Below are 25,454 nucleotides of genomic sequence, written 5' to 3'. Positions count from 1 at the left end.
CCGTCCGTCAGCAGCGGCAGCACCTCCGCCTCCGTCGCCTCGACGGACACCATCGCTCCCCCACCGGGGAGTTCCGACATCAGCCGAGCCCGAGCAGCCACCAGCGTGCAGGCGTCCTCCAGCGAGAACACCCCCGCCACGTGCGCCGCAGCGATCTCACCGATCGAATGCCCCACCACGAAGTCCGGCCGCAGACCCCACGACTCCACCAGCCGGAACAGCGCCACCTCCAGCGCGAACAGCGCCGGCTGCGCATACCCCGTGTCATCCAGCAGCGCGGCCTCCGCCGACCCCTCCACCGCGAACAGCACCGGGCGCAGCGGCCCGGCCAGCCGTCCCTCGAAACCGGCGAGGACGGCGTCCAGCGCGTCGGCGAACACGGGGTGGGCGGCGTACAGCTCCCGCCCGGCGCCGGGGCGTTGCGAGCCCTGGCCGGGGAAGAGGAAGGCGGTCTTCCCGCCCAGGGCCGAGCCCTGGACGAGCCGCGGCGCGGCCTGGCCGGCGACGAGGGCGTGCAGGCCCTGCGTCAGCTCGGCGCGGTCGGCGGCGAGCACGGTGGCCCGGTGGTCGAGCAGCGTGCGGGTGGTGGCCAGCGAGTGGCCGAGGTCGCGGACCGCCAGCTCCGGGTGCGCCGCGAGGTGGCCGAGCAGCAGGGCGGCCTGTTCGCGCAGCGCGGCGGGCGTCGCGGCGGAGAGCGGGACGGGCAGCGGCCGGTCGTCCGGGCGCTCCTCGGCCGGCTCGGCCGCGGGCGGCGCCTCGACGATGACGTGGGCGTTGGTGCCACTCGCGCCGAAGGCGGAGACGCCCGCCCGGCGCGGGTGGCCGGTGGCCGGCCACGCGGTCTCCTCGGTGAGGAGCTCGGCGGCGCCAGCCGTCCAGTCGACGTGCGAGGACGGCGTGCCGACGTGCAGCGTGCGCGGCAGCACGCCGTTCTGCATCGCCAGCACCATCTTGATCACGCCGGCCACGCCGGAGGCCGCCTGGGTGTGGCCCAGGTTCGACTTCAGCGCGCCGATCAGGACGGGCCGTTCGCGGTCCTGGCCGTAGGTGGCGAGGAGCGCCTGGGCCTCGATCGGGTCGCCGAGCTTCGTGCCGGTGCCGTGCGCCTCGACGGCGTCGACCTCCGCGGGCGTCAGGCCCGCGTTGGCCAGGGCGCGCCGGATGACGCGCTGCTGGGACGGGCCGTTGGGCGCGGTGATGCCGTTCGACGCGCCGTCCTGGTTGATCGCGGAGCCGCGCAGGACGGCCAGCACGCGGTGGCCCCGGCGCTCGGCGTCCGAGAGCCGCTCCACCACCAGGACGCCGACGCCCTCGGACCACGCGGTGCCCTCGGCGGCGTCGGAGAAGGTGCGGCAGCGCCCGTCCGGGGACAGCGCCCCCATCTCGCCGAACTCGACGAACCCGACCGGGCTCGACATCACCGTCACGCCGCCCGCCAGGGCCAGCGAGCACTCGCCGGACCGCAGGGCCTGGGCGGCCAGGTGCAGGGCGACCAGCGAGGACGAGCACGCGGTGTCCACGCTGACCGAGGGCCCTTCCAGCCCGAGGGTGTAGGAGAGCCGGCCGGACAGCAGGCTCGCGGACTGCGCGGTCTCGACGTGCCCGAGCTGGCCGATGGCCGGCCGGTAGTCGCCGCTGCCGCCGCCGATGAACACGCCGGTGTCGCCGCCGCGCAGGCCCGCCGGGTCGATCCCGGCGCGCTCCAGCGCCTCCCACGCGGTCTCCAGCACGAGCCGCTGCTGCGGGTCGACGACCATCGCCTCGCGCGGGGAGACCCCGAAGAAGGCGGCGTCGAACTCGGCCGCGTCGTACAGGAACCCGCCCTGCTGGGTGACGCTGCGCCCGCGCCCGTCGCGGTCGCCGTGGGCGAGCCGGTCGAGGTCCCAGCCGCGGTCCGCCGGGAACGGGCCGATCGCGTCGGCGCCCTCCCGCAGGAGCCGCCACAGGTCCTCGGGCGAACGGACGCCGCCCGGGTAGCGGCAGCCCATGCCGACGATCACGATCGGGTCGTCGGTGTCGGCCGCGACGGCCGAGCGCTCCGGCTCCTGCGCCTCGTCGAAGAGTTCGGCGCGGAGGTGGGCGGCGAGGGCGGCCGGGGTCGGGTAGTCGAACACGAGGGTCGCGGGCAGCCGCAGACCGGTCGCGGTGGTGAGCCGGTTGCGCAGGTCGACGGCGGTCAGCGAGTCGAAGCCGAGGTCCTTGAACGGGTGCCCGGACGGCACGTCATCGGCGTCGGCGTGACCGAGCACGGCCGCCGACTCGGCCCGGACGATCGCCAGCAGCGCCTCGGTGCGCTCGGCCGCCGACCGCTCGCGCAGACCGGCGCGCAGCGCGTCGGTGCGGCTCGCGGTCTCCTCCTCGGGCTCCGCGGCGACGCGGGCATCGGGCAGGTCGGCGAAGAGCCGGGTCGGCCGGGTTTCGGCGAAGGCGGGCGCGAAGCGCTCCCACGCCACGTCGGCGACGGTGACGGCGGGGCCGTCGAGGGCGGCGGCGAGGGCCGCCAGGGCGCGGCCGGGGGCGACGGGCGGCAGCCCGTTGGCCCGCAGGTGCGCGGCCAGCGAGTCGGGCGTGCTGCCCGCCCAGGCGCCCCAGGCGACGGCGGTGGCGGCCCGCCCGGCGGCACGGCGGGACTGGGCGACGGCGTCCAGGAGCGCACTGGCGGCGGCCTCGTCGGCCCGGCCCTTGACGCCCCAGGTGCCGGCGATCGACCCGAACAGCACGTAGGCGTCGAGCTCCCGGTCCGCGAGCGCCTCGTCGAGCGCCGCGAGGTCGGAGAGCAGGCCGGAGAGGTGGTCACCGGGCTCGCCGGAGCGGCCGGTGTAGAGGACGGCGGAGAGGTCCGGCAGCTCGGGGAGGGAGTCACCGGGAGTGCCGACGACGAGGGTCAGGTCGGTACCGGACTCGCCGAGCTCGGCCCGCAGTTCAGCCACCGGACCATCACCAGCAGCAGGGAGCTCAACACCCCCGGCCGGCAATTGACCACCAGCGGCATCGGGCTCGCTCCCCCTATCCCCTATCCGATCACCGGCCGCATCGAGCACCCCGGCCGCGTCGGGCGACTCGTCGCCACGCGCACCGGCCACCGGCACCGACTCTCCCGTCAGCACCACCACGTGCTCGGCACCCGCCTGGGCGAGCCAGCGGGCCGTCGGGGCCGCGTGGCCCTCCGGGTCGCCGACCACCAGGACCGTGCCGCGCGGGGTCCACGGCCGTGCCGTGTCGGGCGTCGTCGCGCGCACGAGCCGGCGGGCGAAGGCCCCGGCCGGGCGCAGCGCCAGCTGGTCCTCGCCGTCCCGCGCCGTCAGCAGGGCCCGCAGGCGGGCCGACGTGCGGGCGTCGTCGGGCACCTCGGGCAGGTCGATCAACCCGCCCCAGCGCCCCGGCTGTTCGAGGGCGGCCACCCGGCCGATGCCCCAGACCGCCGCCTGCGCGGCGTGCTGCGGGGCCTCGGTGTCGCCGACGGCGACGGCGCCGCGGGTGAGGCACCACAGCGGGGCCTCGACGCCGGCCTCGCCGAGGGCGGCGAGCAGGGCGTCCGGCCGGGCGAGCCCGGTGGGCACGCCGCCGGAGGCGGCGAGCAGGGACACCACCCCGGCGAGCGGCCCGGCGAGCGGGGCCAGACCCACGGCGTCGACCGTCACCCGCACCACGTCCGCGCCCAGCGCGGCGAGCACCGCGGACGTCCAGGAGTCGTCCTGCCCCTCCGCCACGAGCGCCAGCCACGTCCCCGGCAGGGCGTCCGGCCCGGCAGGAGCCGCGTACGGCTTCCAGACCGCCCGGTAGCGCAGCCGGTCCGCGTCCGTCCGCTCGGTCCGGCGGCGGCGCCACGCGGAGAGGGCGGGGAGCAGCGCGCCGAGCGACGTGTCGTCGTCCAGGCCCAGCGCCGTGCCCAGCGCAGCGGTGTCGGCGCGCTCGACGGCGGACCAGAACGCGGCGTCCGCCGGGTCGCCGGCGGCGACGGGCTCGGGTGCGCGCTCGGGCCAGTAGAGCTCGCGCTGGAACGGGTAGGTGGGCAGGTCGACCCGGCGGGCACCGGTGCCGTCGAACAGCCGCGTCCACTCGACCGGCACGCCCGCGACGTGCAGGCGGGCCAGCGCCGTGACCAGGGAGTGCTCCTCGGGCCGGTCGCGGCGCTGCAGCGCGGCGACGGGGCCGTCCACGGTCCGCTGGACGAGTGCCGACAGCACGCCGTCGGGGCCCACCTCCAGGAAGGCGGTGGCACCCGCCTCTTCGAGCGCCCGGACGCCGTCGGCGAAGCGGACGGTCTCGCGGACGTGGCGCACCCAGTACTCGGGCGACTCGACGCCGTCGGCGAGCGCGCCCGTCAGGTTGGAGACCAGCGGGATCGAGGGCGCCGTGTAGGCGAGCCCGTCGAGGACGGCCCGGAAGCCGTCCAGCATCGGCTCCATCAGCGGGGAGTGGAAGGCGTGCGACACGCGCAGGCGCGTGGTCCGCCGGTCGGCGAAGTGCGCCTCGATCGCGGCGACGCCCTCGGCAGCGCCCGACACCACCACGGACGTCGGACCGTTCACCGCCGCGATGGAGACGGACTCACCCAGCAGCGGCAGGACTTCGTCCTCCGAAGCCTCCACGGCGAGCATCGCTCCACCTTCCGGGAGCGCTTGCATCAGCCGGCCTCGCGCAGCCACCAGAGCACACGCGTCCTCCAGCGAGAACACCTCGGCGACGTGCGCCGCCGCCACCTCGCCGATCGAGTGCCCGGCCACGAACTCCGGCCGCACGCCGAGCGATTCGACGAGCCGGAACAGCGCCACCTCGACCGCGAACAGCCCGGCCTGGGCGTACTCCGTCCGGTTCAGCGGCTCCGCGTCGTCTCCCCACACCACGTCGCGCAGCGGCCGGTCCAACAACTGGTCCAGCCGTGCGCAGACGCCGTCGAAGGCCTCGGCGAACACCGGGAAGCGGGCGTACAGCTCCCGTCCCATGCCGAGCCGCTGCGAGCCCTGCCCGGAGAAGAGGAACGCCGTCGAACGCTCTCCCGCCACCCCGCGCGCGACCTCCGCACCGTCCAGCAGCACCGCCCGGTGCCCGAGAAGCGCACGCCCGGCGGCCAGCGAGTGGGCGACGTCCAGCGCGGACGGCCCGTCCACGTCGGCGAGGCGCGCGAGCGAAGCGTCCAGCGCGGCCTCGGACTTGGCGGAGACCACCCACGGCGCCGCGCCCACGGCCGACACCGAACCGGCTGCCTCAGGATCGGCAGGCGCCTGCTCCAGCAGGACGTGCGCGTTGGTGCCGCTGACGCCGAAGGCGGAGACGCCGGCCCGGCGCGGGCGGCCGGTGGCCGGCCAGTCGCGGGCGGCCGTCAGGAGCTCCACGGCGCCGGCCGTCCAGTCGACGTGCCGGGAGGGCGCGTCGACGTGCAGCGACTTCGGCAGTTCCCCGTGCTGCATCGCGAGCACCGTCTTGATCACACCGGCGGCGCCCGCGGCGGCCTGGGTGTGGCCGAGGTTGGACTTCACCGAGCCGAGCAGGAGCGGGAGTTCGCGGTCCCGCCCGTAGGCGGCCAGCAGGGCGTGCGCCTCGATCGGGTCGCCGAGGGCGGTGCCGGTGCCGTGCGCCTCGACGGCGTCGACCTCGGCGGCGGTCAGGCCCGCGTCGGCGAGGGCCGCGCGGATCACCCGCTGCTGGGCCCGGCCGTTGGGGGCCGTCAGGCCGTTGGACGCGCCGTCCTGGTTGACGGCGGATCCGCGCACGACCGCGAGCACCGGGTGCCCGTTGCGCCGCGCGTCCGAGAGCCGCTCCAGCACCAGGACGCCCGCGCCCTCGGACCAGGCGGTCCCGTCGGCGGCGTCGGCGAAGGGCTTGCAGCGGCCGTCGGAGGCCAGTCCGCCCTGCGCGGTGAACTCGACGAAGGCGTCCGGGCTGGACATCACCGAGGCGCCGCCGGCCAGGGCCAGCGAGCACTCCCCGGCGCGCAGCGCGCGGGCGGCCAGGTGGAGCGAGACGAGGGCGGAGGAGCACGCGGTGTCGACGGTGACGGCCGGGCCCTCCAGACCGAGGGTGTAGGAGAGGCGGCCGGACAGGACGCTCGCCGTGTTGCCGGTGGCGGCGTGGCCGCGGACGTCGGCGGTGCCGCGGCGCAGCACGGTCAGGTAGTCCTGCCCGTTGGTGCCGACGAAGACGCCGGTGTCGCTGCCGCGCAGCCGGTCGGGGGCGATGCCGGAGCGCTCCAGGGCCTCCCAGGAGGTCTCCAGGAGGAGGCGCTGCTGGGGGTCCATGGCGAGGGCTTCGCGGGGCGAGATGCCGAAGAAGCGGGCGTCGAAGCGGCCGACGCCGTCGAGGAAGCCGCCGTGGAGGGTGGCGGAGCCGCCGCGGCCGAGGGCGTCGAGGTCCCAGCCGCGGTCGGCGGGGAACGGGCGGATGGCGTCGGCGCCGTCGCCGAGCAGTCGCCAGAGGTCCTCCGGGGACTCGATGCCGCCGGGGAAGCGGCAGGCCATGCCGACGATCACGACGGGGTCGTCCGAGACGTCCCGCGGGGCCGGGGCCCGGTCGGGTTCGGGGAGGGTGCCGAGGAGTTCGGCGAGGAGGTGGGCGGCCAGGTCGGCGGGGGTCGGGTGGTCGTAGACCAGGGTGGCGGGCAGGCTCAGGCCGGTGGCGGCGGTGAGGGCGTTGCGCAGTTCGACGGTGGTGAGGGAGTCCATGCCGAGGTCGGTGAAGGGCTGGTCGGCGCCGACGCGTTCGCCGCCCGCGTGGCCGAGGACGGCCGCGACGCGGGTGCGCACGAAGTCGAGGACGAACCGCTCCCTGGCCTGCTCGGACAGTTCGGCGAGGCGCTGGCGCAGTCCGGACTCCGGGGCGGCCGCGGCCGGACGGCCGGCCGCTCCGGCCAGCGGGGCGATCAGCGGGACGGGCCGCTGCGCGGTGAAGACGGCGGCGAAGCGCTGCCAGTCGATGTCGGCGACGGTGAGCGCGGTGTCGTCGTGGTCGAGGGCGTGCCCGAGGGCGGTCAGGGCGCGCTCGGGCGCCATCGGGCCGTAGCCGCCGCGGCGCACCCGCTGTTCGACGCCGGCCCCGGCCATGCCGTCGCCGGCCCACGGGCCCCACGCGATGGCGGTGGCCCGCAGGCCGCGGGCGCGGCGCTGCTCGGCGAGGGCGTCCAAGGAGGCGTTGGCGGCGGCGTAGTTGGCCTGTCCGGCTGCGCCGATGGTACCGGCGGTCGAGGTGAACAGGACGAAGGCGGCGAGGTCGGTGTCGCGGGTCAGCTCGTCGAGGTGGTGCGCGGCGTCGACCTTGGGACGGAACACCTCGGCGAAGTGCTCGGCGGTCAGGGTGTCGAGGGTCCCGTCGGCGACGACGCCGGCGGTGTGGAAGACCGCGGTGAGCGGCCGGTCGGCGGGGACGGCGGCCAGGACGGCCGCGAGGGCGTCCCGGTCGGCGGTGTCGCAGGCGGCCAGGGTGACGTCGGCGCCGAGCGCGGCGAGGTCGGCGCGCAGCTGCTCGGCGCCGGGGGCGTCCGCGCCGCGGCGGCTGAGCAGCAGCAGGTGCGGGGCGCCCTGGGCGGCGAGGCGGCGGGCGAGCTGCCCGCCGAGGCCGCCGGTGCCGCCGGTGATCAGGACGGTGCCGGCGGGCGCGTACGGCCGGGCGGCCGGGCGCCCGCCCGACGGGTGGCCCAGCGGGTGAGCCAGCGGGTGGCGCACGAGGCGCCGGGCGAAGGTGCCGGAGGCGCGGACGGCGAGCTGGTCCTCGCCGTCGGTGCGGGCGAGCGCGGCGGCCAGGCGGCGCAGCGTGGTGTCGTCGAGTTGCTCCGGCAGGTCGATCAGCCCGCCCCAGCGGGTGGGCAGTTCGAGGGCGGCGGAGCGGCCGAGGCCCCAGACGGCGGCCTGCCGGGGGTCGGCGGGCCGGTCGGAGCGGCCGGTGGCGACGGCGCCGCGGGTGAGGCACCACAGCGGGGCCTCGACGCCTGCCTCGCCGAGGGCCTGGACGGCGGCGACGGTGGCCGCGAGCGGGTCGTCGCCCGGGGCGGCCGGGGAGCCGAGGGCGAGTAGGGACAGGACGCCGGTGACGTCACCGACCTCCGCTTCGCGCAGTTGTGCGGCGAGCGCGGCCCGGTCGGTCGAGGCCCGGAGAACCACCCCGTCGACCAGCCCGTCCGCCCACGGCGCGTCGTCCGACGCGAGCACCAGCCAGCGGCCGGAGGGCCGGGCCGCGGCGTCGCCCGTCGCGTCGAGCGGCGTCCAGGAGGCGCGGTAGCGCCAGGCGTCCACGGTGGAGCGCTCGCGGCGGGCGCGGCGCCAGGTGGAGAGGGCGGTCACGGTGTCGGTGTCGAGGTCCAGCCCGGCGCCGAGCGCCCCGAGGTCGCCGCGGTCGACGGCGGCCCAGAACTCGGCGTCCACCGGGTCGGATCCCGCCGACGGGACGGGCCGGGACTCCGGCCAGTAGCGCTCCCGCTGGAACGGGTAGGTGGGCAGGTCGGCGCGGCGGGCGCCGGTGCCGGCGAAGATGGCCGCCCAGTCGGGGCGCAGGCCGCCGACGGCCAGCCGGGCGAGCGCGGCCGTGAGGGCCGGCGCTCCGGGCCGGCCGCGGCGCAGCGCGGGCGCGCCGGTGAGGCGGGCGCCGTCGCCGAGGGTGTCGCGGGCGGCGGCGGTGAGGACGCCGTCCGGGCCGAGTTCGAGGAAGGCGGCGGCGCCGTGGCCGGCGAGGGCCTGGACGGCGTCGGCGAAGCGGACGGTGCCGCGCACCTGCCGGGCCCAGTAGTCGGGCGCGGCGAGCTCGTCGGCGGTGGCGGGGGCGCCGGTGACGGTGGAGATGAGCGGGATCGCCGGGGCGTCGTAGGTGAGCGTGGCGGCGACGCGGGTGTAGGCGTCGAGCATCGGCTCCATGTGCGGCGAGTGGAAGGCGTGCGAGACGCGCAGGCGCTTGGTACGCCTCCCGGCGAACTCCCCTGCGATGCGGAGGACTTCGTCCTCGTCGCCCGCGAGCACCACCGCCGTGGGCCCGTTGACGGCGGCGATGGAGACGCCGTCCGTCAGCAACGGCAGCACCTCCGCCTCCGTCGCCTCGACGGACACCATCGCTCCCCCACCGGGGAGTTCCGACATCAGCCGAGCCCGAGCCGCCACCAGCGTGCAGGCGTCCTCCAGCGAGAACACCCCCGCCACGTGCGCCGCGGCGATCTCACCGATCGAGTGCCCGACCACGAAGTCCGGCCGCAGACCCCACGACTCCACCAGCCGGAACAACGCCACCTCCAGCGCGAACAGCGCCGGCTGCGCATACCCCGTGTCATCCAGCAGCGCGGCCTCCGCCGACCCCTCCACCGCGAACAGGACGTCCCGGACGGGCCGTTCGTAGCCGAGGTCGAAGCGGGCGAGGACGGCGTCCAGCGCCTCCGCGTACACCGGGTACCGGTCGTACAGCTCCCGGCCCATGGCCGGGTACTGGCTGCCCTGGCCGGTGAACAGGAAGGCCAGGCCGCCGCCGGCCGCGCGGCCGGTGACGAGGGCGGCGTCCGGCAGGCCGTCGCGCAGGGCGGCGAGGGCGCGCTGGAGCTCGGCGCGGTCGCCGGTGGTGACGGCGGCCCGGTGGTCGAGCGCGGTGCGGGTGGTGGCGAGGGAGAACGCCAGGTCGGCGAGCGGCAGTTCGGGCCGCTCGTCGAGTGCGGTCAGCAGTCGCACGGCCTGGGCGCGCAGGGCCTCGACGGTGCGGGCGGACAGTGCGAAGGGCACGGTGTCGCCGTCCGCCGGCGCGGCCGCGACGGCGGCGGCCGGGGCCTGTTCGAGGATCACGTGCGCGTTGGTGCCGCTCAGCCCGAAGGAGGAGACGGCGGCGCGGCGGGCCCGCCCGGTCTCGGGCCAGTCGCGCGCCTCGGCGAGGAGCTCGATGGCGCCCTCCGTCCAGTCGACGTGCGTGGACGGCCGGTCGATGTGCAGGCTGGCCGGGAGCACACCGCTGCGCAGCGCGAGCACGGTCTTGATGACGCCGGCCACGCCGGAGGCCATCTGGGTGTGGCCGATGTTGGACTTCACCGAACCGAGGAGCAGCGGCAGTTCGCGGTCCTGGCCGTAGGTGGCGAGCAGCGCCTGCGCCTCGATCGGGTCGCCGAGCTTCGTGCCGGTGCCGTGGCCCTCGACGGCGTCGACCTCGCCCGGGGCGAGCCGGGCGTTGGCGAGCGCGGCGCGGATCACGCGCTGCTGCGCGGGCCCGTTGGGCGCGGTGAGGCCGTTGGAGGCGCCGTCCTGGTTGACGGCGGAGCCGCGCAGGACGGCGAGCACCGGGTGGCCGAGCCGCTCGGCGTCGGAGAGGCGCTCGACCAGGACGAGGCCGACGCCCTCCGCGAGGCTCATGCCGTCGGCGGCCTCGGCGTAGGCCTTGCAGCGGCCGTCGACGGCCATCGCGCGCTGGCGGCTGAAGCCGACGAAGGCGTTGGGCGTGGCCATGACGCTGATGCCGCCGGCGAGGGCGAGCGAGCTCTCGCCGTTGCGCAGCGACTGGCAGGCCAGGTGCAGGGCGACGAGCGAGGACGAGCACGCGGTGTCGAGCGTGACGGCCGGGCCCTCGAAGCCGAAGGTGTAGGAGAGCCGGCCGGACAGGACGCTCGGGATGGTGCCGGTGACGAGGTGGCCCTCGGCGCCGTCCTGGGCGGAGTCGCCGGGGCTGTAGTCCTGGTAGCTGGCGCCGATGAAGGTGCCGGTGAGGCTGCCGCGCAGGGCGGACGGGTCGAGGCCGGCGCGCTCCATGGCCTCCCAGGCCGTCTCCAGGAGGAGGCGCTGCTGCGGGTCCATGGCGAGGGCCTCGCGCGGGGAGATGCCGAAGAACGCGGCGTCGAAGTCGGCGACGCCCTCCAGGAAGCCGCCGCGCACCGAGTAGGTGCGGCCGGGCGCGTCCGGGTCCGGGTCGTACAGCCCCTCGGTGTCCCAGCCGCGGTCCGCCGGGAACTCGGTGATGGCGTCGCCGCCCGAGGTGACGAGCCGCCACAGGTCCTCGGGCGAGGCGATCCCGCCGGGGTAGCGGCAGCTCATGCCGATGATGGCGATCGGCTCGTCCAGCGCTGCGCCCGCCACGGTGGCGGCGGGGCCGCCGGCGGCGGCGCCGGCGATCTTCTCGCGCAGGAAGCGCACCAGGGCGAGCGGGTTGGGGTGGTCGAACACGAGGGTGCTGGGCAGCGTGAGCCCGGTCGCGGCGGCCAGCCGGTTGCGCAGGTCGACGGCGGTCAGCGAGTCGAAGCCGACGTCGCGGAAGGCCCGCTGCTCGGACAGCACGTCCGGCGAGGCGTGGCCGAGCGTGGTGGCCGCCTCGGCCCGGACCAGGTCCAGCAGCCGGCGCTCCTGCTCGGCGGCCGGCAGGGCGCGCAGCCGGGTGGCGAACTCGCCGTCCCCGGCGGGGCGTTCGGCGGCCTCGGCGAGCCGGCGCACCTCGGGGACGTCCTCGAACAGGGCGGTCGGGCGGCCGGAGGTGAAGACCGGGTGGTAGCGCTCCCAGTCGACGTCGGCGATCGCGAGCACCTGCTCGTCGGCGTCCAGGGCCTGGCGCAGCCCGTCCAGGGCGAGCGAGGGGTCCATGAAGACCAGGCCGCTGCGCCGGATCTGGCCGGGGTCGACGCGGCCGAGCTTCAGGTCGTCGGCCCAGATGCCCCAGGAGATCGCGGTGGCCCGGCCGCCGCGGGCGCGGCGGTGCTCCGCGAGCGCGTTGAGGTAGGCGTTGCCCGCGACGTAGGCGGCGTGCCGGCCGCTGCCCCACATGCCGGCGGTGGAGGAGTACAGCACGAAGGCGTCGAGTTGGTCGTCGGGCAGGAGCTCGTCGAGGTGGCGGGCGCCGGCGGTCTTGGCGTGCAGGACCTTGGCGAAGGCCTCGTGGGTGGTCTCCTCGATCGACAGCAGCTCGATGACGGCCGCGGTGTGCACGACGGTGCGCACCTCGTGGCCGGCGGCGGCGAGCTCGGCGAGCATCCGCGCGACGGCGTCGCGGTCGGTGAGGTCGCAAGCGGCCATCTCGGCCGCGCAGCCCGCGGCGGCGAGCTCGGCGAGCAGTTCGGCGGCGCCCGGCGCGGTGGCGCCGCGGCGGCTCGTGAGCACGATCCGCTCGGCGCCCTCGGCCGCGAGGCGGCGGGCCAGGTGCGGGGCGAGGGTACCGGTGCCGCCGGTGATGAGGACGGTGCCGCGCAGCGGCCCGGCCTCCCGGCGGGCGGCGGCCTCGGCGCGCACGATGCGGCGGGCATAGGCGCCGGAGGGGCGGATCGCCACCTGGTCCTCGTCGCGGGCGGCCAGCACGGCGGCCAGCCGCTCGCCGGCGCGCCGGTCGAGCGCGTCGGGCAGGTCGACGACGCCGCCGAAGCGCTGCGGGTGTTCCAGGGCGGCCGTCCAGCCGAGGCCGTGGACCTGCGCCTGCACCGGGTTGGCGACGGTGTCGGTGCGCCCGGCGGCGACGGCGCCGCGGGTGACCAGCCACAGCGGCGCGTCCTGCCCGGCGTCGCCCAGGGCCTGGACCAGGGCGAGGGTGAGCGCGACGCCCTCGGGCAGGGCGGGGTGGCGCTCGCTCGGCCGCTCGGCGGCGGCGAGCAGCGAGACGATGCCCGCGAGCTCGCCGTGCGTGAGCAGCGCGGCGAGGCGCTGCCGGTCGGTGCAGGTGTCGTCCAGGACGAGCCGCTCGACCGTCGCGCCGTGCGCGGTCAGCGCCTCGGCGATGTCCTCACCTGCGGCGGCCTCGCCCTCGCCGTCGCCGTCCCGAGCGGTGACGAGCAGCCAGGTGCCGTCCAGGCGGGCGGACGCGACGGTCAGCGGCTTCCAGGTCGCCCGGTAGCGCCAGGAGTCGAGCGTCGAGCGCTCCCGCCGGCGGCGGTGCCAGTCGGACAGCGCGGGCAGCACCGGCGCGAGCGCGCCGCTGTCGATGCGCAGCCGGGCGGCCAGCGCCTCGACGTCGGCCTCCTCGACGGCGTTCCAGAACTCGCCGTCCTCCGGCTCCCCGCCGGGGCGCGGCGCGACGGCCCACAGGTGCTCGTGCTGGAAGGCGTAGGTGGGCAGCGGCACGCGGCGCCCGCCGGCGGTGCGGGCGGACCAGTCGGCCCGGCCGCCGCGGACGAAGGCCTCGGCGAGCGAGGCGAGGAAGCGGTCGGTGCCGCCCTTGTCGCGGCGCAGGGTGCCGACGGCGGTGGCGCGGTCGCCGCGGTCCTCGGCGGTGGCCTCGATCGCCATGGTGAGCACGGTGTGCGGGCTGACCTCGACGAACAGGCCGTGGCCCTGCGCCATCAGCTCCCGCACGGCCGGGTCGAAGCGGACCGGGTTGCGCAGGTTGCGGTACCAGTAGCCGGCGTCCATGGCGGTGGTGTCGAGCCAGTCGCCGGTGACGGTGGAGAAGAACGGCACCTCGGCGGCGCGCGGGCGCACGGGGGCGAGGTCCGCCAGCAGGTCGTCCCGCAGGAGTTCGACCTGGGCGGAGTGCGAGCCGTAGTCCACGCTGATCCGCCGGGCGCGCAGGCCCTCGGCCTCGAACTCGGCCATCAGTTCGTCGAGTTCACCGGCCGGACCGGCGACGACGACGGTCCGCGGCCCGTTCACGGCGGCGACGGCGAGCCCGTCGAAGCGCGAGCGCAGCCGCTCCTCGGCCTCCTCGGCGGACAGCGGCACCGAGACCATCCCGCCGGAGCCCGCCAGGACCCGGCCGATGAGCCGGCTGCGCAGGGCGGCCACCCGGGCGCCGTCCTCCAGGGAGAGCGCCCCGGCGACGACGGCGGCGGCGATCTCGCCCTGGGAGTGGCCCACCACGGCGTCCGGGTGGATGCCGTGGGCGCGCCACAGGTCGGCGAGGGCCACCATGACGGCGAAGGTCGCGGGCTGGACGACGTCGACCCGGTCCAGCGCGGGCGCGCCCTCGGCCTGGCGCAGCACGTCGAGCAGCGACCAGTCGACGTGCGCGGACAGGGCCGCCGCGCACTCGGCGATGCGCTCGGCGAACACCGGTGACTCGTCGAGCAGCCGGGCGCCCATGCCGGCCCACTGGGAGCCCTGGCCGGGGAAGACGAAGACGGTGCGGCCGCCGTCCTCGGCGAGGCCCTGGACGGCGTTCGGCGTGGAGGCGCCGGCGGCGAGCGCGGCGAGGCCCTCGCGCAGCTCAGCGGGGTCGGCGCCGAGCACGACGGCGCGGTGCTCGAAGAGGGCGCGGGTGGTGAGCAGGGTGTGGGCGACGTCGTGCGGGCGAAGGTCCGGCTCGGCGTCGAGGTGCTCGGCGAGGCGTGCGGCCTGGGCGCGCAGGGCGGCGGGGGTGCGGGCGGAGAGCACCCACGGCAGGACGCCGCCGGGCGCCTCGACGAGCGGGGTCGGGACGGCGACCGGCGCCTCCTCCAGCACGACGTGCGCGTTGGTGCCGCTGATGCCGAAGGAGGAGACCGCGCAGCGGCGGGTGCGCTCGCCGGCCGGCCACGGCGTGGCCTCGTCGAGCAGGGTGACGGTGCCCGGCGTCCAGTCGATGTGCGAGGACGGCTCCCCGGCGTGCAGGGTGGCCGGGAGCACGCCGTGGCGCAGCGCCTGGACCATCTTGATCACGCCGGCGACGCCCGCCGCCGACTGGGTGTGGCCGATGTTGGACTTGACCGAGCCGAGCAGCAGCGGACGCTGCGGGTCGCGGTCGCGCCCGTAGGCGGCCTGGAGGGCCTGGGCCTCGATCGGGTCGCCGAGGGCCGTGCCGGTGCCGTGCGCCTCGATGGCGTCGACGTCGTCGGGGGTGAGGCCCGCGTTGTGCAGGGCCTGGCGGATGACGCGCTGCTGGGAGGGCCCGTTGGGCGCGGTGAGCCCGTTGGAGGCGCCGTCCTGGTTGATCGCGGAGCCGCGGATGACGGCGAGCACCTCGTGGCCGTTGCGCTCGGCGTCGGAGAGCCGCTCCAGGACGACGACGCCGACGCCCTCGGCGAGGGTCATGCCGTCGGCGGCCTCGGAGAAGGCCTTGCAGCGGCCGTCGGCGGCGAGGGCGCGCTGGCGGCTGAAGGCGATGAACGCGTTCGGGTTGGTCATGACGGTGGCGCCGCCGGCGAGCGCGAGGGAGCTCTCGCCGCCGCGCAGCGACTGGCAGGCCAGGTGCAGCGCGACGAGCGACGAGGAGCACGCGGTGTCGACGGTGACGGCCGGGCCCTCCAGGCCGAACAGGTAGGCCAGGCGACCGGAGAGCACGCTCGGGCTGGTGCCGGTGACGGCGTGCCCGGCGGAGCTGTCGTCCATGCCGAGCCCGTACTCCTGGTACGTGGACCCGATGAAGGTGCCGGTCGCGCTGCCGTGGACGGAGGTCGGGTCGATGCCCGCGGATTCGAGGGCCTCCCACGTGGTCTCCAGCAGCAGGCGCTGCTGCGGGTCCATGGCGAGGGCCTCGCGCGGGGAGATGCCGAAGAACGCGGCGTCGAACTCGCCGGCCTCGTGCAGGAACCCGCCCTGGGTGGAGTAGGTGCGGCCGGGGGTATCCGGGTCGGGGTCGTAGAGGCCGGTGTCCCAGCCGCGGTTCTCCGGGAACTCGGAGATGGCGTCGGTGCCCTCGGCGACGAGCCGCCACAGCTGGTCGGGGCTTCCGGCGCCGCCGGGGAAGCGGCAGCCCATGCCGACGATGGCGATCGGCTCGTCCGGGTCGGCGGCGGCGACCGGCGGCGCCGTCACGTCCTGCGGCCCGTCGAGCAGTTCGCCGCGCAGGAAGGCGGCGAGCGCGACCGGCGTCGGGTGGTCGAAGGCCATCGTGCTGGGCAGCGGCAGGCCGGTCAGCGCGGCGAGGCGCTTGCGCAGCTCGACGGCGGTGAGCGAGTCGAACCCGGCGTCGCGGAAGGCGCGCTTCTCGGGCACGCCGTCGACGGAGCCGTGGCCGAGCACGGCGGCGGCCTCGCGGCGCACCAGGTCGACGAGCAGGCGGTCGCGCTCGGCCGCGGAGAGGCCGCGCAGGCGGCGGACGAGGCCGGAGGCGGCCCCGGCGTCGGCGGCGGCGCCGCGGGCGAGGGCGCGGACCTCGGGCAGCTCGTCGAACAGGACGCTCGGCCGGGCGGCGGTGAAGACGGGGGCGTAGCGCTCCCAGTCGACGTCCGCGACGGTCACGGCGACGTCCTCGTGGACGATCGCGCGGCGCAGCTCGGTGAGCGCGGTCTCCGGGGCGAGGAAGCGCAGGCCCTGGCGGCGCAGGCCGTCGGAGACGGCCTCGTGGGCGGCCATGCCGGCGCCGGCCCACGGGCCCCAGGCGATCGAGGTGGCGGTCAGGCCGCGGGCGCGGCGGTTCTCGGCGAGGGCGTCGAGGTAGGCGTTGGCGGCGGCGTAGGCGCTCTGGCCGGCGCTGCCCCAGATGCCGGCGACGGAGGAGAACAGGACGAAGAAGTCCAGGTCGTGGTCGGCGAGGAGGGTGTCGAGGTGGGCGGCGCCGTGGAGCTTGGCGGCGGTGAGCGCGGCGACCTCGGTGACCGGGGTGTCCGAGAGCGGGGCGGCCTGGCCGACGCCGGCGGCGTGCACGACGCCGGTCAGCGGGTGCTCGGCCGGGACGGCGGCGAGGACGGCGGCGAGCGCGTCGCGGTCGGCGACGTCGCAGGCGACGACGGCCGCGGTGGCGCCGTGCTCGGCGAGTTCGGCGACGAGTTCGGCGGCGCCGGGGGCGTCCGGGCCGCGGCGGCCGGTGAGCACGAGGTGCCGGGCGCCGCTGCGGGCCAGCCAGCGGGCGACCTCGGCGCCGAGCGCGCCGGTGCCGCCGGTGACGAGGACGGTGCCGTCGGCGGTGAACTCCTCGGCGCGGGGCAGCTCCTCGACGGCGTGCCGCACCAGGCGGCGGCCGTAGGCGGCGCTGCCGCGCAGCGCGACCTGGTCCTCTCCCCCGCGGCCACCTCCGGCCAGGACACCGACGAGGCCCTGCACGGTCGGCGCGTCCAGCACCGGTGGCAGGTCGATCAGCCCGCCCGGCGCCTGCGGGCGCTCCAGGGCGGCGACCCGGCCGAGACCCCACGCGGCGGCCTGGACGGGGTTGGTGAGCGGGTCGGCGGGCCCGGTGGAGACGGCGCCGCGGGTGACGGTCCACAGCGGCGCGGCGGAGCGCAGGTCGCCGAGGGCCTGGGCGAGGACGACGCCGAGCGCGACGCCCTCCGGCAGGCCGGGCCCGGGGACGGGCCGGTCGGCCAGCGCGACGAGCGACAGGATGCCGCTGAGCTCGCCGAAGTCCGCGATGCGGCGGGCGAGTTCGGCGCGGTCGCGGCAGTCCTCGCCGGGCGCCAGGCGCTCCAGGCGGGCGCCGTGGCCGCGCAGGGCGTCGAGGAGTTCGGCGTCGTCGACGGCCTCGGTGGTGACGACCAGCCAGGTGCCGTCCAGCACGGGCGCGGCCGCCGGGCGGACGGGCCGCCAGTGGACGCGGTAGCGGGCGGCGTCGAGCTGGGCCTTCTCGTGCCGGGTGCGGCGCCAGTCGGCGAGGGCGGGCAGGAGGGCGTAGAGGCCGGCGTGCTGTTCGTCGCGCAGGCCGAGCAGGCCGGCGAGTTCGGCGGCGCTGCCGCGCTCGACGGCGCCCCACAGCGCGGAGTCGGCCGGGTCGGCGACCGGGGCGGCCGCCTCGGGCTCGGCCTCGGGCCAGTAGCGCTCGTGCTGGAACGCGTAGGTGGGCAGGCCGGTGCGGCGGGCGCCGGTGCCCGCGTACAGCGCGGCCCAGTCCAGGGCGTGGCCGCGCACGTGGAGCGCGGCGAGGGCGAGGGCGGCGGTCCGCTCCTCGGGGCGGCCGGCGCGCAGCAGCGGGACGGCCGCCACGGCGCCGTGCTCGATCGGTTCGGTCTCGGCCAGGACCTCCTCGGCGAGCGCGGACAGCACGCCGTCCGGGCCGAGTTCGAGGAAGGTGGCGGCGCCGGCCGCGCGGGCGGCGCGGACGCCGTCGGCGAAGCGGACGGCCCGGCGGACGTGCTCGACCCAGTACTCGGGCGAGCACAGCTCCGCCTCGGTGGCGAGCTCGCCGGTGCTGTCGGAGACCAGCGGGATGGCCGGGGCGCGGAACTCCAGCTCCGCGACGGTGCGCCGGAACTCCTCCAGCATCGGCTCCATCAGCGGCGAGTGGAAGGCGTGCGAGACGCGCAGCCGCTTCGTCCGGCGGCCCTCGGCCGCGAACTCCCCGGCGATGCGCAGGACTTCGTCCTCCAGGCCGGAGACCACCACGGCCCGCGGCCCGTTGACGGCCGCGACGGACACGCCGGGCACCAGACGCGGCAGCACCTCGGCCTCGGTGGCCTCGACGGAGACCATGGCACCGCCCTCGGGCAGCGCGTCCATGAGCCGGGCCCGGGCGGCCACGAGCGCGCAGGCGTCGGCGAGCGACAGCACCCCGGCGCAGTGCGCGGCGGCGATCCCGCCGACGGAGTGGCCGAGCAGCACGTCGGCGCGCACGCCGAGGGAGGCGACCAGGCGGAAGAGCGCGACCTCGACGGCGAAGATCGCGGGCTGCGCCCAGCCGGTGCGGTTCAGCAGCTCCTCGTCGTCACCGTGGAGGACCTCGCGCAGCGGGCGCTCCAGCCGGGGGCCGAACTCGCCCAGCACCTCGTCCAGCGCCTCGGCGAACACCGGGTAACGCTCGGCGAGTTCGCGTCCGGTGCCGAGGCGCTGGGCGCCCTGGCCGGCGAACAGCACGGCGAGCTTGCCGGCGCCGGCCTCGCCCGCGACCAGCCCGGCGGCGGACTCGCCCGCGGCGAGGGCGGCCAGGGCGGCGAGCAGTTCGTGGCGGTCGGCGCCGACGGCCACCGCGCGGTGGTCGAAGCCGGAGCGGGTGGTCGCGAGCGAGAGGCCGAGGTCGGCCGGGCTCGCCGCCGGGTCCGCGGTGGCGAACGCGCGCAGGCGGGCGGCCTGGTCGCGCAGCGCGGCCGGGCTGCGGCCGGCCAGCGGCCAGAGCAGGACGGGCTCCGCCGCGGCGGGAACGGTGTCCCGCGAGACGACGGCCGGGGCCTGTTCGAGGATGACGTGGGCGTTGGTGCCGCTGAAGCCGAAGGAGGACACGCCGGCCCGGCGCGGGCGGCCGGTCTCCGGCCAGTCCGCCTCCTCGGTCAGCAGCTCCACCGCGCCCTCGTCCCAGTCCACGTGGGAGGACGGCTCGGCCGCGTGCAGTGTGCGGGGCACGACGCCGTGCCGCATCGCCAGCACCATCTTGATCACGCCCGCGACGCCCGCGGCGGCCTGGGTGTGGCCGAGGTTGGACTTCACCGAGCCGAGCAGCAGCGGGAGTTCGCGGTCCTGGCCGTAGGTGGCGAGCAGCGCCTGGGCCTCGATCGGGTCACCCAGGGAGGTGCCGGTGCCGTGCGCCTCGACGACGTCGACGTCGGCCGTCGCGAGCCCGGCGGTGGCCAGGGCCTGGCGGATGACGCGCTGCTGGGACGGCCCGTTGGGGGCGGTGAGCCCGTTGGAGGCGCCGTCCTGGTTGACGGCGGAGCCGCGCACGACGGCGAGCACCCGGTGCCCGTTGCGGCGCGCGTCCGAGAGGCGCTCCAGCGCGATCACGCCGACGCCCTCCGACCAGCCGACGCCGTCGGCCCGGTCGGAGAACGCCTTGCAGCGCCCGTCCGGGGCGAGGCCGCGCTGGCGGGAGAACTCGATCAGCGAGGTCGGGGTGGACATCACGGTGACGCCGCCGGCCAGGGCGAGGGTGCACTCCCCGGCGCGCAGGGCCTGCATGGCCCAGTGCATGGCGACCAGCGACGACGAGCACGCGGTGTCGACGGTGACGGCCGGACCCTCCAGGCCGAGCGTGTAGGACACCCGGCCGGAGGCGATGCTGGGCGAGGTGCCGCTGCCCTGGTGGCCCTCGAAGCGCCCGCCCGCGAGCAGCGCGGAGTAGTCGTTGTACATCACGCCGGCGAACACGCCGGTGCGGCTGCCGCGCAGCGACACCGGGTCGATCCCGGCCCGCTCGACCGCCTCCCAGCAGGCCTCCAGCAGCAGGCGCTGCTGGGCGTCGGTGGCCAGCGCCTCGCGCGGGCTCATGCCGAAGAAGCCCGGGTCGAAGTCGGCGGCCTCGTGCAGGAAGCCGCCGAAGCGGGTGTAGCTGGTGCCGAGGTGGTCCGGGTCCGGGTGGTAGAGCGACTCGACGTCCCAGCCGCGGTCGGTGGGCAGGCCGGAGATCGCGTCGGTGCCCTCGCGCAGCAGGCGCCACAGGTCCTCGGGCGAGGCGACGCCGCCGGGGTAGCGGCAGCTCATGCCGACGATGACGATCGGATCGTCGTCGGCCGCCGCCCGCACGGCGGCCGCGGCGGCAGGCGCCTGCGCGCCTGTCAGGCCGTCCAGCACGTGCCCGGCGAGGGCGGTGACGGTCGGGTAGTCGAAGACGACGGTCGCGGAGGTGCGCAGCCCGGTGGCGGCGCTCAGGCGGTTGCGCAGCTCGACGGCGGTGAGGGAGTCGAAGCCGAGGTCCTGGAACGGGCGGTGCGGGTCGACCTCGGCGGCGTCGGCGTGCCGCAGGACGGCGGCCACCTGGGCGCGGACCAGGTCGACGACCGCCTCGGTGCGGGCGCGCTCGTCCAGCCCGGCGAGCCGGCGGGTGAGGGCGCCGGCCGCCTCGGTGGCGGTCACGGCGGCGCGGCGGGAGGGGGTGCGGATCAGGCCGCGCAGGAGCGGCGGCACCTCGCCCCGGGCGCGCAGCGCCGGGAGTTCGAGGCGGACGGGCAGCAGGACGGCCTCGGGGCGGGCGAGGGCGGCGTCGAACAGCGCGGTGCCGTCGGCCGCGGAGAGCGCCGGGGTGCCGAGCCGGGCGAGGCGGTCGAGGTCGGCGTCGGTGAGCCCGCCGGCCATCCCGCCGGTCAGGCCGCCGACGGGGGCCCACGGGCCCCAGCCGAGCGAGAGTCCGGGCAGTCCGGCGGCGCGGCGGGTGCGCACGAGCGCGTCCGCGAAGGCGTTGGCGGCGGCGTAGTTGGCCTGGCCGGCCGCGCCGACGGTGCCGGAGAAGGACGAGAAGACGACGAACGCGGCGAGGTCCAGGCCGCGGGTGGCCTCGTGGAGGTGCCACAGGGCGTCGGCCTTGGGCCGCAGGACGGCGGCGAGCCGTTCGGGGGTGAGCTGCTCGACGACGCCGTCGTCGAGCACACCGGCGGCGTGCACCACGGCGGTCAGCGGGTGCCCGGCGGGCACGCCCGCGACCAGGCGCTCGACGGCGGCGCGGTCGGTGAGGTCGCAGGCCTCGACCGCGACCTCGGCGCCCGCCTCGGCGAGCTGCGCCGCCAGGTCGGCGGCGCCCTCGGCGGCGGCGCCGCGGCGGCTCACGAGCAGCAGGCGGCGGACGCCGCGCTCGGCGACCAGGTGCCGGGCGAGGACGGCGCCGAGGCCGCCGGTGCCACCCGTGATCAGGACGGTCCCGTCCTGGTCCCACGCGGCGTCGGCGCCGGTCGCGGCCACCGCGCCCGCGCGGGCCAGGCGGGCCGCGAGCACGGCGCCGCCGCGCACGGCCAGCTGCGGCTCGTCGCCGCCGAGGGCGCGCTCGGGCAGCGGGCCGCCCGCCGGGTCCAGGTCGACCAGGCCGAACCGGCCCGGGTGCTCGGCCTGCGCGGAGCGCACCAGGCCCCACACGGCCGCGGCGGCCGGGTCGGTGACCTCGTCGTCCGCCGTGGTGGCGACGGCGCCCCGGGTCACGAAGACCAGCCGGCCGTCCGTGTCCGCGGTGAGCCACTGCTGGACCCGGGCCAGGGCCAGGGCCGTCAGCGCGTGGGCCGAGGCGACCGGGTCGGCCGGCTCGCCCGCGAGCGGCACGAGCACCACCTCGGCAGGTCCCTCACCGACCGTCGGCAGCACGCCGAGGCCGAGCGGGTCCGCGTCCGGCACGGCCACCGAGGCGGGCGCCTGCGCGCCGCCGCGCGGCCGGGACCAGCGCAGCTCGAACATCGCGTCCCGCACCGGCCCGGCGCCCGCGCCGGCCAACGCCGGGAGCGCCCGCAGCAGCAGCGAGCCGACCGAGGCGACCGGGCCGCCCGCCGCGTCGGCGACCTCGACCGCGACCGCGTCGTCCCCCGTCGCGGACAGCCGCACCCGCACCACCGACGCGCCCGCGGCGTGCAGGCTGACGTCCTGCCAGGAGAACGGCACCCCGCCGAGCCCCAGGAACGCCGTCGCGTGCAGCGCCGAGTCCAGCAGCGCCGGGTGGATCCCGAACGCGCCGGCCTCGCCGCTCGCGCCTTCGTCCAGCGCGACCTCGGCGAACACGTCCTCGCCGCGCCGCCAGGCCGCGCGCAGCCCGCGGAAGGCCGGGCCGTAGCGGAAGCCCGCACCCGCGAGGCGCTCGTCCAGGCCGTCCAGGTCCAGCGCCTCGGCGCTGGCCGGCGGCCACTCCGTGAACTCCGTCGCAACAGCGCCCTGTTCACCCGGCGCGAGGATGCCGTCGGCGTGCTGCGTCCACGGGGCGTCCTCGTCGCCCTCGGGACGGGCGTAGACGCCGACGGTGCGCCGCCCGCTCGCGTCGGCCCGTCCGGCCCACACCTGCACCTGCACGCCGCCCTGCTCGGGCAGCGGCAGCGGCGCGGTGAGCGTCAGCTCCTCGACGCGCTCGCAGCCGACCTCGTCGCCCGCGCGCACGGCGAGCTCCAGGAAGGCCGTGCCGGGCAGCAGGACGGTGCCGTCGACGGCGTGGTCGGCCAGCCACGGGTGGGTGCGAAGCGAGAGCCGGCCGGTCAGCAGCAGGCCGTCGGTGTTGGCGAGCGAGACGGCGGCGGCGAGCAGCGGGTGGTTGGCCGAGCCGAGCCCGGCGGCGCGGACGTCGCCGGTGCGCGAGAGCGCGCTCTTTGGCCAGTAGCGCTTGTGCCGGAAGGCGTAGGTGGGCAGCTCGGCATGGCGGGCGCCGGTGCCCTCGAAGTAGGCGTCCCAGCGCACCGGGACGCCGCGCACGTGCAGTGCGGCGAGGGCCTCGGTGAGCGCCTCGGTCTCGTCGCGACCGGGGCGCAGCGCACCGACAGCGGTCACCGGCTCGTCGAGGGCGCCCTGGGCGAGCGCGGCGAGGGCGCCGTCCGGGCCGAGTTCGAGGAACAGGGTGGCGCCGTGGCCGCCGAGCCAGCCGGTGGCGTCGGCGAAGCGGACGGCCTGGCGGGCCTGGTCGGCCCAGTAGCCGGCGGAGGTGAGCTGCTCGACGGTGGCGAGCGTGCCGGTGAGGGTGGAGACGATCGGGACCGCGGGCGCCTGCGGGTCCAGCGCGGCGACGACGGCGCGGAACTCGTCGAGCATCGGGTCCATGAGCGGCGAGTGGAAGGCGTGCGAGACGCGCAGGCGCCGGACCTTGCGCCCGAGTGCGGCGAAGTGCGCGCCGACGGCCTCCGCCGCGGCGGTCTCGCCCGCGACGACGACGGCCCGCGGGCCGTTGACGGCGGCCAGCGACACGCCGTCGCCGAGCAGCGGGAGGACCTCGTCCTCGCCCGCCTGCACCGCGACCATCGCGCCACCGGCCGGCAGGGCCTGCATCAGGCGGGCCCGGGCGGCGACCAGGGCGCACGCGTCGGCGAGGGTGAACACCCCGGCGACGTGCGCGGCGGCGATCTCGCCGACCGAGTGGCCGGCCAGGAAGTCCGGGCGCACGCCCCAGGACTCCAGCAGCCGGTACAGCGCGACCTCGACGGCGAACAGCGCGGGCTGGGCGTGGCCGGTGCGGTTCAGCGCCTCCTCGTCGGCGCCCCAGAGCACCTCGCGCAGGGCCGGGTCGAACCCGGCCAGCACCTCGTCCAGCGCGGCGGCGAACACCGGGAAGCGGGCGGCCAGTTCGCGGCCCATGCCGAGGCGCTGCGAGCCCTGGCCGGCGAACAGGAAGGCGAGCTTGCCGCGTCCCTGGGTGGTGCCCAGGACGGCCCGGCCGTCGCCCTCGCCGGCCGCGAGCGCGGTGAGCGCCGCGACGGCCTCGTCGCGTCCGGCCGCGGTGACGACGGCCCGGTGCTCCAGGGCGGCCCGGGTGGTCGCGAGCGCGTGGGCGAGGTCGGCGTCGGAGCCCTCGGCGTCCGCCGCCAGGAACGCGACCAGCCGCTCGGCCTGGGCGCGCAGCGCCTCGGGGGTGCGGCCGGAGACCAGCCAGGGCAGCGTCCCGGCGTCGACGGCCGCCTCCGCCGCCGGCGTCTCCTCCGCCGCCGGGGCCTCCTCGATAATGGCGTGCGCGTTGGTGCCGCTGAGGCCGAAGGACGAGACGCCCGCCCGGCGCGGCTCGGCGCCCTGCGGCCACGGCGTCGCCTCGGTCAGCAGCCGGACGGCGCCGGACTCCCAGTCGACGTGCGTGGACGGCTCGTCCACGTGCAGGGTGCGCGGCAGCAGCTCGTGCCGCAGCGCCAGCACCGTCTTGATCACCCCGGCCATGCCGGCCGCGGCCTGGGTGTGACTCAGGTTCGACTTCACCGAGCCGAGCAGCAGCGGGCGCTGCGGGTCCCGCCCGCGCCCGTAGGTGGCGAGCAGCGCCTGGGCCTCGACCGGGTCGCCGAGGACGGTGCCGGTGCCGTGCGCCTCGACCGCGTCGACCTGGTCGGCGGAGAGCCGGGCGTTGCGCAGCGCCTGCTCGATGACGCGCTGCTGGGACGGCCCGTTGGGCGCGGTGAGCCCGTTCGAGGCGCCGTCCTGGTTGACGGCGGTGCCGCGCACGACGGCCAGCACCCGGTGCCCGTTGCGCCGGGCCACCGACAGCCGCTCCAGGACGAGCACGCCGACGCCCTCGGCCCACCCGGTGCCGTCCGCGGAGTCGGCGAAGGAGCGGCAGCGGCCGTCCGATGCCAGGCCGCCCTGGCGGGCGAACTCGACGAAGGTGGTGGGCGTCGACATGACGGTGACGCCCGCGGCGAGGGCCATGCCGCACTCCCCCGCGCGCAGCGACTGCGCGGCCAGGTGGAGCGCGACGAGCGAGGAGGAGCACGCGGTGTCGACGGTGACGGCCGGGCCGACGGCGCCGAGGACGTAGGAGAGGCGGCCGGAGATCACGCTGGTCGCGTTGCCGGTCAGGACGAAGCCCTGGACGTCGTCGTCCGGCCCGGTGCGGTAGTCCTGCGGCATCGCGCCGACGAACACGCCGGTGCGGGTGCCGCGGACGCTGCTCGGGTCGATGCCCGCGCGCTCGATGGCCTCCCAGGACGCCTCCAGCAGGACGCGCTGCTGCGGGTCCATGGACAGCGCCTCGCGCGGCGAGATGCCGAAGAAGCCCGGGTCGAAGTCGGCGGCGCCCTGCAGGAACCCGCCCCGGACGTCGACCGGCCCGTCCGCCGGGTCGAGCTCCCAGCCGCGGTCGGCGGGCAGGCCGGTGATGCCGTCCTCGCCGGCGACCAGCATCGCCCAGAGGTCCTCGGGAGCCGCGACCCCGCCGGGGAAGCGGCAGCTCATCCCCACGATGGCGATCGGCTCCCGGGCGGCCGCCTCCAGCTCGTCCACCCGCTGCCGGGAGCGCTGGAGGTCCGCGCTGGCCCGCTTGAGGTAGTCCCGGAGCTTCTGTTCCTTGTCCATCATCGACGCAACCCATCTGGAAGACCGGCGAACGGCAGGGATCCGCTTGAGGACGGCCCGCGTGCCCGGCACGCGCGGCGCTCGCATTCCCGCACTCCA

The 25,454-nt window shown here is 77.3% G+C and carries 1 protein-coding gene; it reads right to left on the bottom strand.

Annotated elements, in window-relative coordinates; translation table 11 throughout:
* A partial coding sequence (locus ACFV4G_RS33775) for a type I polyketide synthase (protein ID WP_380445999.1) occupies positions 1–25,355 on the bottom strand: 25,355 nt, incomplete at its 3' end.
* Between the last annotated feature and the right edge of the window lie 99 nt (positions 25,356–25,454).

This window comes from Kitasatospora sp. NPDC059747 (genome assembly GCF_042732955.1).
Classification (GTDB): Bacteria; Actinomycetota; Actinomycetes; order Streptomycetales; family Streptomycetaceae; genus Kitasatospora.
This window is presented reverse-complemented; position numbering and strand designations above follow the sequence as displayed.